This window comes from Plantactinospora sp. DSM 117369 (assembly GCF_053764795.1).
Window position 1 is genome coordinate 5,093,450 of record NZ_CM132446.1, and the last position, 13,533, is coordinate 5,106,982.

At 72.1% G+C, this 13,533-nt stretch carries 12 protein-coding genes; 2 read left to right on the forward strand and 10 right to left on the reverse strand.

The genetic code is table 11. The annotated features are described in order from the left end of the window. Window positions 1-97: 97 nt before the first annotated feature. The 8 genes from ACSMXO_RS22170 to ACSMXO_RS22205 form a co-directional block, all read right to left on the reverse strand. The gene (locus tag ACSMXO_RS22170) at window positions 98-1,270 is read right to left on the reverse strand and encodes an ABC transporter substrate-binding protein (protein ID WP_455413599.1); all 1,173 of its coding nucleotides are present in this window, start codon (window positions 1,268-1,270) and stop codon (window positions 98-100) included. An 87-nt stretch (window positions 1,271-1,357) separates the two neighbouring features. Further along, window positions 1,358-2,137 carry an ABC transporter permease gene (locus tag ACSMXO_RS22175; protein WP_455413600.1) on the reverse strand — a complete coding sequence of 260 codons (780 nt, stop codon included), beginning with the start codon at window positions 2,135-2,137 and terminating at the stop codon, window positions 1,358-1,360. Then, window positions 2,134-3,132 (reverse strand): ABC transporter ATP-binding protein, encoded by a 999-nt coding sequence (locus ACSMXO_RS22180; RefSeq protein ID WP_455419289.1) that lies wholly within the window; start codon window positions 3,130-3,132, stop codon window positions 2,134-2,136. The genes ACSMXO_RS22175 and ACSMXO_RS22180 overlap by 4 nt, the downstream gene beginning before the upstream one ends. 5 nt (window positions 3,133-3,137) lie before the next feature. Further along, on the reverse strand, window positions 3,138-4,019 hold the full coding sequence (locus ACSMXO_RS22185; protein WP_455413601.1) for an ABC transporter permease: 882 nt from the start codon (window positions 4,017-4,019) through the stop codon (window positions 3,138-3,140). 7 nt (window positions 4,020-4,026) lie between these two features. Further along, window positions 4,027-5,088 carry a TIGR03842 family LLM class F420-dependent oxidoreductase gene (locus ACSMXO_RS22190; protein ID WP_455413602.1) on the reverse strand — a complete coding sequence of 354 codons (1,062 nt, stop codon included), beginning with the start codon at window positions 5,086-5,088 and terminating at the stop codon, window positions 4,027-4,029. A gap of 7 nt (window positions 5,089-5,095) precedes the next feature. Continuing rightward, a complete protein-coding gene (locus ACSMXO_RS22195) occupies window positions 5,096-6,577 on the reverse strand; it encodes a CoA-acylating methylmalonate-semialdehyde dehydrogenase (protein WP_455413603.1) in 1,482 nt (493 codons plus the stop codon). 9 nt (window positions 6,578-6,586) lie between these two features. Next, window positions 6,587-7,990, reverse strand: a complete 1,404-nt coding sequence (gene hydA / locus ACSMXO_RS22200) for a dihydropyrimidinase (protein ID WP_455413604.1) — start codon at window positions 7,988-7,990, stop codon at window positions 6,587-6,589. Window positions 7,991-8,004: 14 nt separating this feature from the next. Continuing rightward, window positions 8,005-8,844: a nitrilase-related carbon-nitrogen hydrolase gene (locus ACSMXO_RS22205; RefSeq protein ID WP_346261232.1), complete on the reverse strand. Its 840-nt coding sequence runs from the start codon at window positions 8,842-8,844 to the stop codon at window positions 8,005-8,007. A 174-nt stretch (window positions 8,845-9,018) separates the two neighbouring features. Here ACSMXO_RS22205 and ACSMXO_RS22210 point away from each other — a divergent pair, with 174 nt between their 5' ends. Then, complete coding sequence (locus ACSMXO_RS22210) at window positions 9,019-10,401, forward strand: aminotransferase class I/II-fold pyridoxal phosphate-dependent enzyme (RefSeq protein ID WP_455413605.1); 1,383 nt, start codon at window positions 9,019-9,021, stop codon at window positions 10,399-10,401. A 45-nt stretch (window positions 10,402-10,446) separates the two neighbouring features. On the opposite strand, the gene ACSMXO_RS22215 is transcribed toward ACSMXO_RS22210, so the two are convergent. Continuing rightward, window positions 10,447-11,625 (reverse strand): outer membrane protein assembly factor BamB family protein, encoded by a 1,179-nt coding sequence (locus ACSMXO_RS22215; RefSeq protein WP_455413606.1) that lies wholly within the window; start codon window positions 11,623-11,625, stop codon window positions 10,447-10,449. Between the two features lie 150 nt (window positions 11,626-11,775). Next, a complete protein-coding gene (locus ACSMXO_RS22220) occupies window positions 11,776-12,978 on the reverse strand; it encodes a low temperature requirement protein A (protein ID WP_455413607.1) in 1,203 nt (400 codons plus the stop codon). A gap of 107 nt (window positions 12,979-13,085) precedes the next feature. Here ACSMXO_RS22220 and ACSMXO_RS22225 point away from each other — a divergent pair, with 107 nt between their 5' ends. Continuing rightward, entirely contained in the window at window positions 13,086-13,523 is a 438-nt protein-coding gene (locus ACSMXO_RS22225; RefSeq protein WP_455413608.1) for an MOSC domain-containing protein, read from the forward strand. Window positions 13,524-13,533: the final 10 nt, after the last annotated feature.

Here is a 13,533-nt window from a genome sequence, read left to right on the forward strand (position 1 = left end):
CTTAGTGGGTTTTACCACAAGCCCCGATCGGCACCCGGAGTGCCCCTCCCGGTGGACCACCGACCGGAGAAGCCACCCGGAGCGCCGAGGTGTCCGCTCAGGCGCCGCCCTCGTTCAGGGTGACCGTGATCGGCTCGTACCCGGTGCCGGTCACGTCGAGGCCGGCCGCCCGGAGCTGGTCCAGCGCCGCCCGGACGTGGTCGTTGGTGTACGCGGTCGGCTCCGCCCGCTTGGACAGCACCGTCTTGCCGTCCTGGTTGCGGGTGGTCAGCGCCAGGTCGACGGTGGCGTTCCAGGCCGCCTCGTCGACCACCCCGATCCCGCCCGGCGACGGCCAGACCAGCTTGTTGACCTCGTTCGCCTGCCACAGTTGGTGACTGGCACCCAGTTTGGAGCCCCGCTTCACCACCAGGTCACGGCAGTGCGGCACGTTGTCCCGGCAGTAGATCCACCCCTTCAGGGTGCCGGCCAGGAACTTCGTCGCGGTCTCCTGGTACGCCTTGTCGTTCGACAGCCGCTCGCTGCTGGCCCAGACCGCGTCCTGGAGCATCGCCGTGCCGACCGTGTTCCAGTCGAGCACGGTGAACGCCTCCGGCCGGTAGAGCTGACCGGTCCTCGGGTCCTTCGCCTCCAGCAGTTGGGCGTACTCGTTGTAGCTCATCGCCTGGGCGGCGTCGATGTCGCCGCGCAGCAGCGCCTGCATGTCGAACTGCTGCTGCACCAGCGTGACGTCCCGGCCCGGGTCGAGCCCGGCCCTGGTCATCGCGGCGAAGAGTTCGAACTCGTTGCCGAACCCCCAGTTGCCGACCTTCTTGCCCCGCAGGTCGGCGGGCGAGGCGATCTTCTTGTCGGCGAAGCTGACCTGGTAGGTCCCGGACCGCTGGAAGATCTGCGCGATCTGGGTGATCCCGGCGCCCTGCTCCCGGGAGGCGAGCGCCTTCGGCACCCAGGCCACCGCGAAGTCGGCCTGCCCCTGGGCCAGCACGGTCTGCGGCACGATGTCGACGCCGCCCTCCAGGATCTGCACGTCCAGGCCCTGCTCGGCGTAGAAGCCCTGGTCGGCGGCGGCGATGAAGCCGGCGAACTGGGCCTGGACGAACCACTGCAACTGCAGGCGGACCTTGGTGGTCCCGCCCGCCCCGGTGCGCGGGGTGCCGGCGGTGTCCGCCGTGCCGCAGCCGGTCAACAGGGCGACGCTCAGTATTCCGGCGACGAGGCCGCGGCCGAGGTGGCCGCCGAAACCCGGAAGCAGACGTGCCGATGTTCGCATCGTTCCTCCAGCGGTGAACTCCGTTCGGAGCCGGTCGGCCCCGGGGTCGGGCTGCGCCGGGCGGGCGAGGGCCAGGCGGGTCGGGACTCAGCCCGGCCGCCGCGCGCGCCAGGGCATCGCGAGGCGTTCCAGGCCGAGGGCGGCGAGATAGAAGACGAGACCGAGTACGCAGGCCCCGAGCACGAAGGCCCAGGCGCGCGGGTACGCGGTGTACGAGGCGGCCGAGGTGATCCGGGAACCGAGCCCGTCCTGCCGCCCGCCGAAGTACTCGGCCACCACGGCGGCGATCACCGAGAGCGAGGCAGCCTGCCGCAGTCCGGTGAAGACGAACGGCAGCGCCCCGGGCAGCCGGACCAGCCGGGTGAAAGCCCAACCGCCGGCCGCGTAGCTGGCCATCAGCTCCCGGTGCACCGGATTGACCTCGGCCAGCCCGCGCAGCGTGTTGAGGAAGACCGGGAAGAAGACCACGATCGCCACCACCAGCCGGCGCGGGATGCTGCTGGTCGAGGAGAACATGTTGTTCAGGATCGGGGCCAGCGCGATGATCGGCAGCGCGTTCAGCGCCGCCGCGACCGGCAGCGACACCTCGGCCAGGAAGCCGAACCGGCTGGCCAGCATCGCGGCGCCGAGCGCGGCCAGCGCGCCGAGGAGCAGCCCGGTCCCGGCGTTGCCGCCGCTGGCCAGTCCGACCTGCCAGATGGTGACCCGGTTGTCCCAGAACTCGGCGCCGATCCGGGACGGCGCCGGCAGCAGGAACGGAGCCACCCGGCCGAGGGTGACCGTCAGCTCCCAGAGCACCAGCCCGAGTACCCCGACGAGCAGCGGCGGCCAGGCGGACCGGACCAGCCCGGCGGCGCCGCCGGTCATGCCGGTGCTCCGGCGGCAGCAGGGTCCGCGCCCATCGGCGGGGCTGACCCTGGCGCTGGTGGGGCTGACCCCGGCGTGCCCCGCAGCGCCTGCCGGACCCGGGTGATGCCGGCGAAGAACGCCGCCGACTGCCGGGTCGCCTCGGTCCGCTCCCCCAGCTCCACCCCGACGATCTCGACGATCCGGCCGGGCCGGGCGGACATCACCACCACCCGGTCCGACAGGTAGACCGCCTCCGGGATCGAGTGGGTGACAAAGACCGTACTGGTGCCCTTGCGGGCGCAGATCCGCAGCAGTTCGTCCTGCAACCGTTCCCGGGTCATCTCGTCCAGCGCCCCGAACGGCTCGTCCATCAGCAGCAGCGGTGGGTCCACCGCGAGCGCGCGGGCGATCGCCACCCGCTGCTGCATGCCGCCGGAGAGCTGGTCCGGATAGTGTCCGGCGAAGTCGGCCAGCCCGACCAGTTCCAGCATCTCCCGCGCCTTGGCCTGCCGGTCCCGCCGGTACAGGCCGCGCAGCTCCAGCGGCAGTTCCACGTTGCGGGCCACCGTCCGCCAGTCCAGCAGCCCGGCCTGCTGGAACGCGATGCCGTACGCCAGGTCCCGCCGGGCCTGCCGGGCCGACCGGTCCGCCACCCGTACCGTCCCGCCGGTCGGCGGCACCAGGTCGGCCACCAGCCGGAGCAGGGTGGACTTGCCGCAGCCGGACGGCCCGATCAGGCTGACGAACTCGCCCCGGCCGACCGTCAGGTCGACGCCGCCGAGCGCGGTGACCTCGTCCGGGCGGCCGGCGTTGAACACCTTCGTCACCCCGGCCAGCTCGACGGCCGGGCCGGGTGCGACCGGCCGCCCGGCGCGACCGCCCGGGGTCGGGCCGCCGGCCGACGCCACCACCCGATCGGTCACCGCCTCGACCCGCCGGTCGACCACCGCCTCGGTCTCGGCCCGGTCGGTCACCGCCTCGGGCGCCCGATCGGTCACCGCACCGGTCTCCATCTCCGTCACCGCGTCGAGGCCCTTCGTCGGGGGGACAGCAGCAGTTCCGCGAGGCCGACCGCGCCGGCCACGACCAGCCCGAGCAGCGCCGCACCGAGCAGTGCGGTGTAGACCTTGGCCGGGTCGGTGGTCGCCTCCCGGGCGTACTCGACGACCAGCCGGCCGATGCCGCCCCGGGTACCGGTGGAGATCTCCCCGACCACCGCGCCGACCACCGCCGCCGCGCCGGCCAGCCGCAGTGCCGGGAAAAGGTAGGGTCGGGCCGCCGGCAGCCGCAGTTTCACCAGCGTGCGCCACCAGCCAGCCGCGTAGCTGCGCATCAGCTCCTCGGCGATCGGGGCCGGGGACTGGAGTCCGCGCAGCAGCCCCACCGCGATCGGGAAGAACGCCAGGTACGCCGCGATGGTCGCCACCGACATCCACGGCTGCCACGGCCGGGAGCCGATGCTGAACTGCCCGCCCCAGCCGGCGATCACCGGGGCCAGCGCGATCAGTGGCACGGTCTGGGAGAGGATCACGTACGGCAGCAGGCCCCGCTCGGCGACCCGGAACCGCTGCATCAGCACCGCCAGTACGGCGCCGACCAGCACCGCCACGGCGAAGCCGACCGCCACGGCGCGCAGGGTGAACGCGGCGGCCCGCAGCACCACCACGCCGACCGGCTCACCACCGGCCAGTTCGGGATCGGCGAACCGGCCGAGGATCTCGGCGACGTGCGGCATGGCCCCGTCGTCGGCCCGGGGCAGCAGCCGTACCCCGAACAGCGTCGTGCCGTCCGGATCGCCGACCGCCTTGTAGCCCTCCCAGAGCAGTACGCCGAGCAGCGTCGCACCGAGCGTGCCGGCGACCACCCGGCCCCGGCCCCGCCAACCGCCACTCGCCGGCATGCCGCGCTCAGCCCGCCGTCGCCGGCACGTCGGGACCGGTCCGGGGTGCCGGTGCCCGCGGCGGCGCCCCGGCCAGCGCCGGGATCACCGACTCGCCGTACGCGGCCAGGGTGTGTTCCTTGTCGTCGTGCTGGAGATAGACGGCGAACTGGTCGACGCCGAGTTCCCGCAGCGCGGCCAGCTTCTCCAGGTGTGCCGAGACCGGCCCGAGCAGGCAGAACCGGTCGACGATCTCGTCCGGTACGAAGTCAGTGTGGGTGTTGCCGGCCCGGCCGTGCTCGGCGTAGTCGTAGCCGCGCCGCCCGGCGATGTAGTCGGTCAGCGCTCTCGGCACCGCACCCGAGCCGCCGGCGCCGTACCGGGCGACGATGTCGGCGACGTGGTTGCCGACCATCCCGCCGAACCACCGGCACTGGTCGCGCTGGTGCGCCAGGTCGGCACCGACATAGGCGGGTGCGGCGACGCAGAACGTGATCGCCGCCGGGTCCCGGCCGGCCCGTTCGGCGGCCCGCCGGACCGTGCCGATCATCCAGGCCGCGATGTCCGGGTCGGCGAGTTGCAGGATGTAGCCGTCGCCGACCTCGCCGGCCAGCGCCAGCGCCCGGGGCCCGTACGCGGCGATCCACATCTCCAGCGCCCCGCCGGAGACCCACGGGAACCGCACCTGCCGCCCCCGGTAGTCGGCGGTCCGGCCGTGCGCCAGCTCCCGGATCACCGTCACGCAGTCCCGCAGCTCCCCGATGGTGGTCGGCGGATAGCCGAGGGTACGCAGTGCCGAGTCGCCCCGGCCGATCCCGCAGACCGTACGGTTGCCGTACATCTCGTTGAGGGTGGCGAAGAGGGAGGCGGTGACGGTCCAGTCCCGGGTGCCCGGGTTGGTGACCATCGGGCCGACCGTCACCCGTTCGGTCTCGGCGAGGATCTGCGAGTAGATCACGAACGGCTCCTGCCAGAGCAGGTGCGAGTCGAACGTCCAGACGTGGCTGAAGCCGGCCGCCTCGGCCTGTTTCGCCAGCGCCACCACCTCGCGGGCCGGCGGGTCGCACTGGAAGACCACCCCGATGTCCATCAGCCGCTCACCGCACCCTCGGGAAGCCGAGGTCGACTCCGCTTGAGGCCGGATCGGGCCAGCGCGAGGTGACCACCTTGGTCCTGGTGTAGAAGGCCAGCCCCTCGGGGCCGTACATGTGCAGGTCGCCGAAGAGCGACGACTTCCAGCCGCCGAAGCTGTAGTAGGCGACCGGCACCGGGATCGGCACGTTGATCCCGACCATCCCGCAGACCACGTCGTACTGGAACCGCCGGGCCGCGCCGCCGTCCCGGGTGAAGATCGCGGTGCCGTTGCCGTACTCGTTGGAATTCACCAGTGCAAGGGCCTCGGCGTAGCTGTCCACCCGGACCACCGACAGCACCGGCCCGAAGATCTCGTCGAGGTAGTAGCCGGAGTCGGTCGCGACGTGGTCCACCAGGGACGGGCCGAGGAAGAACCCGGGCCCGTCGGCGGCCGGCAACGCCCGGCCGTCCACCACCACCCGGCCGCCGGGCCGGTCCAGGTAGGCCCGCACCCGGTCCCGGTGCTCGCCGGTGATCAGCGGTCCCATCTCGGCGTCCGGGTCGCTGGCCGGGCCGACCCGGATCCGCGCCATCCGCTCCGAGATCGCCTCGACCAGCGAGTCGGCGACCGCGCCGACCGCGACCACCACCGAGACGGCCATGCAGCGCTCCCCGGCCGACCCGAACCCGGCCGAGACGGCGGCGTCGGCCGCGGCCCCGACGTCGGCGTCCGGCAGCACCACCATGTGGTTCTTGGCCCCGCCGAGCGCCTGCACCCGCTTGCCGGCGGCGGTGCCGGCGGTGTAGATCGACCGGGCGACCGGGGTGGAGCCGACGAAGGAGAGCGCGGCCACGTCCGGGTCGGCGATCAGCGCCTCCACCGCCGACCGGTCACCCTGGACGACGTTGAACGCCCCGTCCGGCAGCCCGGCCCGGCGCAGCAGGTCGGCCAGGAGCAGCGAGACGCTCGGGTCCTTCTCGCTCGGCTTGAGCACGAAGGTGTTGCCGGCGACCAGCGCGGTGCAGAACATCCACATCGGCACCATGGCCGGGAAGTTGAACGGGGTGATCCCGGCGACCACCCCGAGCGGCTGCCGGATCGAATAGACGTCCACCCCGGTCGCGGCCTGCTCGCTGTAGCCGCCCTTGAGCAGGTGCGGGGCGCCGGCCGCGAACTCGACGTTCTCCAGACCCCGGGCCAGCTCGCCGGCCGCGTCGGCCACCGTCTTGCCGTGCTCGGCGGAGAGCAGGGTGGCGATCTCCTTCCGGTTGGCGTCCACCAGGTCGCGGAACCGGAACATCACCTCGGCGCGCCGGGACAGCGACGCCGCCCGCCAGGCCGGTTGCGCGGCGGCGGCGGAGCGGACCGCGGCGCGTACCTCGGCGTCGGTGGCGGCGACCACCACGGCCTGCCGTTCTCCGGTCGCCGGGTCGTAGACCGGCAGCCACCGGTCCCCGGTGCCGGCGACCTCGGCCCCGTCGATCCAGTGTGGAATCTCCCGCATCACGCCACCTCAGTTCAGGTAGGTCGACAGTCCGCGCCGCAGGTAGCGCCCGTGCCCGCGCCGCCCGTGGTACGCCCCGTCGGCGACCAGTACGCTGCCCCGGCTGATCACGGTGTCGACCCGGCCGGCGATCTCGTAGCCCTCGTACGCCGAGTGGTCCATGTTCATGTGGTGCGTGCCGACCCCGATGCTGGTCCGGCCGGCCGGGTCGTAGACGACGATGTCGGCGTCGGAGCCGGGGGCGAGCACCCCCTTGCGGGGATAGAGCCCGAACATCCGGGCCGGGGTGGTGCCGATCGTCTCCACCCAGCGCTCCAGGGTCAGCTTGCCGTCCACCACGCCCTGGTAGAGCAGGTCGACCCGGTGTTCCACCCCGCCGATCCCGTTCGGGATCTTGGAGAAGTCGCCGAGCCCCAGCTCCTTCTGGTCCTTGAAGCAGAACGGGCAGTGGTCGGTGGAGACCACCGCCAGGTCGTTGCTGCGCAGCCCCTGCCAGAGGTCGCGGTGGTGCGACTCGTGCTTGCTGCGCAGCGGCGTCGAGCAGACCCACTTGGCGCCCTCGAAGCCCGGTGCGCCGAGCTGGTCCTCCAGGGTCAGGTAGAGGTACTGCGGGCAGGTCTCGGCGAAGACGTTCCGGCCGGCGTGCCGGGCCGCCGCGACCTGGGCCAGGGCCTGGCTGGCGCTCAGGTGCACGATGTAGAGCGGGCAGTCCCGGGCCACCTCGGCGAGCCGGATCGCCCGGTGCGTCGCCTCGGCCTCCAACGCCTCCGGCCGGGTCAGCCCGTGGTGGATCGGGTCGGTCTCGCCCCGGGCGAGCGCCTGCTGCACGAGTACGTCGATCGCGATGCCGTTCTCGGCGTGCATCATGATCACGGCGCCGTTCTCCCGGGCCCGCTGCATCGCCTTCAGGATCTGGCCGTCGTCCGAGTAGAACACCCCCGGGTACGCCATGAAGAGCTTGAAGCTGCTGATCCCCTCGTCGGCGACGAGCATGTCCATCGCCTTGAGCGCGTCGTCGTCGACCCCGCCGAGGATCATGTGGAACGCGTAGTCGACGTGGCAGTTGCCGTCGGCCTTGGCGTGCCAGGCGGCCAGCCCGTCCTGCACCACCTCGCCGGTCCGCTGCACCGCGAAGTCGACGATGGTGGTGGTGCCGCCGTACGCGGCCGCCCGGGTGCCGGTGTCGAAGGTGTCGGAGGCGTTGGTGCCGCCGAACGGCAGTTCCATGTGGGTGTGCGCGTCGATCCCGCCGGGGATGACGTACTTCCCGGTGGCGTCGACGACCTGGTGGTCGCCGTCCGGCGCCCGCCCGGGGACGAAGAGCGCGACGATGGTCTCGCCGTCGACCAGGATGTCGGCGGCATGCGTGCCGGTCGCCCCGACGACGGTGCCCCCACTGACCAGCAGTGTCATGGCGTGCCTCCTGTTCAGGGCTGGACGAGACCGCCGTACGCGTCCGGGCGGCGGTCCCGGTAGAAGGCCCACCGGTCGCGTACCTCGGCGAGCAGGCCCAGGTCGAGGTCCCGGACGATCAGTTCCGGGGCGTGGTCGTCGCCGACCTCCCCGACGAACTGCCCCTCCGGGTCCACGAAGTACGACGTGCCGTAGAAGTCGTTGTCGCCGAGGTCCTCCACCCCGACCCGGTTGATCGCGCCGACGAAGTACTCGTTCGCCACCGCCGAGGCCGGCTGCTCCAGCTTCCACAGGTACGCCGACAGGCCCCGGCTGGTCGCCGACGGGTTGAACACCACGGTGGCGCCGGCCAGGCCGAGCGCCCGCCAGCCCTCCGGGAAGTGCCGGTCGTAGCAGATGTAGACGCCGATCCGGCCGACGGCGGTGTCGAAGATCGGATATCCGAGATTTCCGGGGCGGAAGTAGAACTTCTCCCAGAACCCCTTTACCTGCGGGATGTGCGTCTTCCGGTATTTGCCGAGATATCTGCCGTCGGCGTCGACCACCGCGGCGGTGTTGTAGAGCACGCCGGGCTGCTCCTGCTCGTACATCGGCAGCACCATCACCATGCCGAGTTCGGCGGCGAGCGCGGCGAACCGCTCCGTGGTCGGGCCGGGGATCGACTCGGCGTACGCGTAGTAGCCCTGGTCCTGCACCTGGCAGAAGTACGGGCCGTAGAACAGCTCCTGGAAACAGATGACCTTGGCGCCCTGTGCGGCGGCCTGCCGGGCGTACTCCTCGTGCGCCTTGATCATCGATTCCTTGTCGCCGGTCCAGTTCGTCTGCACCAGGGCCGCGCGAATGATCTCTGCCATGGTCGAACCTCCTCGGCACCGTGCCCGCTGATGGTGCTCGTCGGTGGAGAGCCTGCTGACCTTGCGATGACCTTGTGTGACCTTTGATTTTCCGACCGGATGGCGTAGGACTTTAGTGACACAAGTCGGGGCGGACAATGGCCAATTTGTTACTGATTTTTTCGGAGAAGTAACATGCTGCAGCTCATCGCCGGTGCGATCGACGACCGTACGGCCCGGGGCGTCGCCGCGGCGGTGAGCCGGCTGGTCCGTACCGGCGAGCTGCCGGCCGGCACCCGGTTGCCGACGGTCCGCTCCGTCGCCCGGGAACTGGGGATCAGCCCGACCACGGTCAGCGAGGCGTGGCGCTCGCTGGCCAGCGCCGGCGCGATCCAGACCCGGGGTCGCTCCGGCACCTTCGTGCTGCCACCCAACCGGCTCCGGCAGAGCCTCCGGTACGCCCGGCTCACCGCCAGGCCGGCGACGCTGCCGCACGACTTCTCCACCGGCGTACCCGATCACGACCTGCTGCCGGACCTGGCGCCCGCGCTGCGCCGGATCGGCGACACCCGGCTCACCACCTCGTACCTGGAAGAGCCGGTGCTGCCCCGCCTGGAGGTGGTACTCCGGGACCGCTGGCCCTTTCCACCGCAGCAGCTCACCGTGGTCGACGGCGCACTGGACGCGCTGGACCGGCTGGTCGCAGTGGCCGTCCGGCTCGGCGACCGGGTACTCGTGGAGAACCCGGCCTTTCCACCCCTGCTCGACCTGCTCGACACCGTCGGTGCGGTACCGGTGCCGGTCTCGCTGGACGGGTCCGGCATCGCGCCGGCCTCGCTCGCCGCCGGGCTCGACCGGGCCCCGGTGGCGCTGCTGCTCCAGCCCCGGGCGCACAACCCGACCGGCATCTCGATGACGCCGGAGCGCGCCGCCGAGCTGGCCAGCGTGCTCGCCGGGCACCCGCTGGGCGGCACGGTCGTGGTGGTCGAGGACGACCACGCGGGCGACATCGCCTCCGCCCCGCCGGTCTCGCTCGGCGAGTGGCTGCCCGAGCAGGTGGTGCACATCCGTAGCTTCTCCAAGAGCCACGGCCCCGACCTGCGGCTCGCCGCCGTCGGCGGGCCGGCCGCGCTGGTCGCCTCGGTCGCCGACCGGCGCCTGCTCGGCCCCGGCTGGTCCAGCCGGGTGCTCCAGGCCGTACTGCTCGACCTGCTCACCGATCCGGCGACGGTCCGGGTGCTGGCCGGCGCCCGCCGCGAGTACGCCCGCCGCCGCGACCTGCTCACCGCCGCGCTGGCCGACCGTGGTGTCGACGCTCCGGCCCCGGACGGGATCAACATGTGGATTCCGGTACGCGACCAGCAGCAGGCGATGCTCTCGCTCGCCGCGCACGGGATCGCGGTCGCCCCCGGCACCCCGTTCGAGATCGATCCGCTCGGCACCGACCACGTCCGGCTCACCGTCGGGTTGGTCCGGGACGGCTTCGACGACCTGGCCGACCTGCTCGCCGACGCGGCCGGCGGACCGAACCGGGCCAGCGGCCGGCGCCTGCGTACGCTGCGCCGCAGCATCCGCTGAACCGCGCCCGGCGGGGCGGTACGGCGGTGCTGCGAGCGGTGGCTCTCACCGCCACGGTGGCGGCGGTGGGGCCCGGACCGCGAAGAGGGTCTGCTCGCCGTCGGCCACGTAGACCGTGTCGCCGGTCGCGGCGGGCGCTCCCGAGTTCCGGTCCCCGGCCGCGAAGTGCCAGCCCACCTGGCCGGTCGCCGGATCGAACGCGTACACCGTGCCGTCGCCGGCCGCGCTGGAGTAGAGGATCGCACCGGCGCTGACCAGCTCGGACGCGTGGAACGCCGTCGACCAGAGCAACTCGCCGGTCGACGCCCGATAGGCGTTGGTACGCCAGCGATCGAAACAGCAGCCGGTGCCGAACGGCACGTAGACGGTGTCGTCCCGGACGACCGGGGTGGACACGAGATCGGACTCGTGGCTCCACAGTTTCCGGCCGTCCGACAGGTCGAAGGCCCCCAGGTAGCTGGCGGCGGCCGTGATGTGCACGGCCCGCTCCGAGACCACCGGGGCGGCACCCACCGGGCCCGGCAGCCCTGGATAGCTCCACCGGACGGCACCGGTACCCGCGTCGAGCGCGTACAGCGTACGGTCGCCGCCGACGTAGACGACGCCGTGCACCACCGTCGGACCGGTACCGTCCGAGCGGCCCAGGTTGCGGCTCCAGCGGAGCTGGCCGGTGGCCTGGTCCAGCGCGTAGAGGCTCGGGCCGAGGCTGCCGTGCTGGTCGGCGACGTAGACGAGCCCGTCGGCCGCGCTCAATGTCGAGCGGAGACTGCCGCCGACCCGGTAGCTCCAGCGGATCCGGTGGGTGTCGAGGTCGAGCGCGTACAGCAGCTCGGAACCGGCGAGGTAGAGGACGCCGTCCGCGATCGTCAGGGTGGTGTCCGGTTCGGGGACCGGATGCGTCCAGCGGACGGCGCCGGTCGCGGCGTCGAGCGCGTAGAGGGTGCCGTCGGCGCTGCCGAGATAGACCGTGCCGGCCGCGACGACCGGCCCAGCGTAGGTCTCGTCGGCGGCGGTGAAGGTCCACCGGAGCTGCGGGCCGGTGGGGCCGGTCGGTCGGCCCGGCAGTCCCAGCCGGACCCCGGGAAGGTAGCCGAGCAGCAGCGCGAGGACGGCTCCCGCCATGGCTCCGGCGAGGGTGCCGCCGCGGCGGCGACGGGTTGGCCCGGGCAGGACCGGCGGGCCGTTCGGGCGATGGTCGATCCCGGTGAGGTTCACGTTTCCCACCCATTCCCAGCGCACGTCGGCTACGACGAAGCGGAGTCCGGGTAAGCCACCACTTACCCGGTCATGGTAACCCGCGAAATGACGTACTTCAATCAAACGGGCGAACGGCAGCAAAGCATCGCCAGCAGCGTGTCGGGCTGGGGATCCACGTCACGACTCCGGTGCCGGCCGCCAGAACGCGCGTTCGTAACCGGTCACCACGACCAGTAACGCCACGATCAGGCCGAACGCGGCCAGCGCGGGCAGGTGCCTTCCCGCCGGCAACAGCAGCAGCGCCACGCCGACCGCGCCGAGTTGCGCCCGAGGCGCCGACCGGACGGCGACCCAGAGGAACGGAGGCCGGCCCGCGAGGTAGCTGGCCGCCCCACCGTAGAGGGCGATGACCGACGGCCAGTCCAGGGGTTCACCGGCGAACCCGCCGGAGCGGTCCTCCGCCAGCGTCGCGACGACCTGTTCGATCCCGAGCGCCGAGTAGATGATTCCGGTGATCATCAGCAGGTAGGCCAGACCGTACCCATCGGCGGCGATCCGGTCGCGCTCGGGCGGCGGGGCCCCGGCCAGGGCACGGGCCGCAGCCGGCCCGACGTTCTCGAAGTACAACCGCCACAGGCAGACCGTCGCGAGCAGAGCCAGCAGGGCGGCCGCCAGCACCGGCGGGTGCGTGACCGCCGTCCCGGCCCCGGTGCCGACGGAGATCAGCGACTCGCCGAGCGCGATGATCAACGCCAGGTTGTGCCGCTCGCTGAAGTGAACGGGATTGCGTAGCTGCCAGCCTCCGAAGGCGGCGAGCGAGAGCCGTTGACCACCGATGTCGACCAGCAACGACACCGCCCAGAGCAGGGTCTGTGCGGTCCCGCCGTACAGCGCGCCGAGGACGAGCGGGATCCAGGCGAGGACGATCGGGATCGCGAGCACCCGCAGTCCGGTACGTACCGCCGGGTCGTGTGCGGCGACCCGGTAGTAGAGCCCGAGGTGCACCGCCCGGAGCGTCACGTAGGCCATCACCAGGATCAGCGGTGCCCGCATCGACCCGGCCTCGGTGCGCCACGCGTCCGGGATCACCAGCGCGGCCACGAACAGGGCGGCCATTGCCAGCAGCGTGCCGGCCCGGATCAGCCCGACGTCGGCTCGGGCCTGGTTGCTCAGCCAGATGTACGCCCCCCACGAAAACCACAGCAACAGCAGGAGCACCGCTCCCCGCGCCATGCTGGTGAAGCTGGGCGGATGTCCCATGAAGGCGATGATCTGGGTGAGCGCGAAGACGAAGACGAGGTCGAAGAAGAGTTCGAACGGGCTCGCGCGATCGGTTCCGGCGCTGGTCGGCGCCGTTCGGAATCGGAAGAAGCGCCGCATGGGGATCCGTCCTGATGACGACAACCTCGGATCCCGCCATGGCTCGGGCGAGGGGTGCCGGAGGCCGGCATCAGGGAGTCCGCCAGTACGCGGTCATCCTAACCCCGATGTTCACGTACCTCGTTCAAACGGGTGAAAGGCGCAAAGCACTGCGCCCCGTCGAATGCTCGCGACGGCAGGTACACCTGATCCACTCCGAGCTGCACGACGAGTTGCGCGAAGCGGGCCACGAGGTGGCGACCGGCGAGATGGGCGAGAACGTCACCACCCGGGGCGTGGACCTGCTCGGGTTGCCGGTCGGCACGCTGCTCCGGCTCGGTGACGCGGCCGTGGTCGAGGTGACCGGGCTGCGCAACCCGTGCGTGCAGATCGACAACTTCCAGCCCGGGCTGCTCAAGCGGGTCGTCCACCGTGACGAGGCCGGCAACCTGGTCCGGCTCGCCGGCATCATGGGCGTGGTACGCGAGGGCGGCGAGATCCGCCCCGGCGACGAGATCAGCGTCGAGCTGCCGCCCGAGCCGCACCGCCCTCTCGACCGGGTCTGAGCTGGCGCGG

What these genes read in the sequence shown, in the direction of transcription:
- ACSMXO_RS22175 (WP_455413600.1), bottom strand. Translation starts at nt 2,137, where the DNA reads ATGACCGGCGGCGCCGCCGGGCTGGTCCGGTCCGCCTGGCCGCCGCTG.
- ACSMXO_RS22210 (WP_455413605.1), top strand. Translation starts at nt 9,019, where the DNA reads ATGCTGCAGCTCATCGCCGGTGCGATCGACGACCGTACGGCCCGGGGC.
- ACSMXO_RS22205 (WP_346261232.1), bottom strand. Translation starts at nt 8,844, where the DNA reads ATGGCAGAGATCATTCGCGCGGCCCTGGTGCAGACGAACTGGACCGGC.
- hydA (WP_455413604.1), bottom strand. Translation starts at nt 7,990, where the DNA reads ATGACACTGCTGGTCAGTGGGGGCACCGTCGTCGGGGCGACCGGCACG.
- ACSMXO_RS22195 (WP_455413603.1), bottom strand. Translation starts at nt 6,577, where the DNA reads ATGCGGGAGATTCCACACTGGATCGACGGGGCCGAGGTCGCCGGCACC.
- ACSMXO_RS22190 (WP_455413602.1), bottom strand. Translation starts at nt 5,088, where the DNA reads ATGGACATCGGGGTGGTCTTCCAGTGCGACCCGCCGGCCCGCGAGGTG.
- ACSMXO_RS22180 (WP_455419289.1), bottom strand. Translation starts at nt 3,132, where the DNA reads ATGGAGACCGGTGCGGTGACCGATCGGGCGCCCGAGGCGGTGACCGAC.
- ACSMXO_RS22185 (WP_455413601.1), bottom strand. Translation starts at nt 4,019, where the DNA reads ATGCCGGCGAGTGGCGGTTGGCGGGGCCGGGGCCGGGTGGTCGCCGGC.
- ACSMXO_RS22225 (WP_455413608.1), top strand. Translation starts at nt 13,086, where the DNA reads ATGTTCACGTACCTCGTTCAAACGGGTGAAAGGCGCAAAGCACTGCGC.
- ACSMXO_RS22170 (WP_455413599.1), bottom strand. Translation starts at nt 1,270, where the DNA reads ATGCGAACATCGGCACGTCTGCTTCCGGGTTTCGGCGGCCACCTCGGC.
- ACSMXO_RS22220 (WP_455413607.1), bottom strand. Translation starts at nt 12,978, where the DNA reads ATGCGGCGCTTCTTCCGATTCCGAACGGCGCCGACCAGCGCCGGAACC.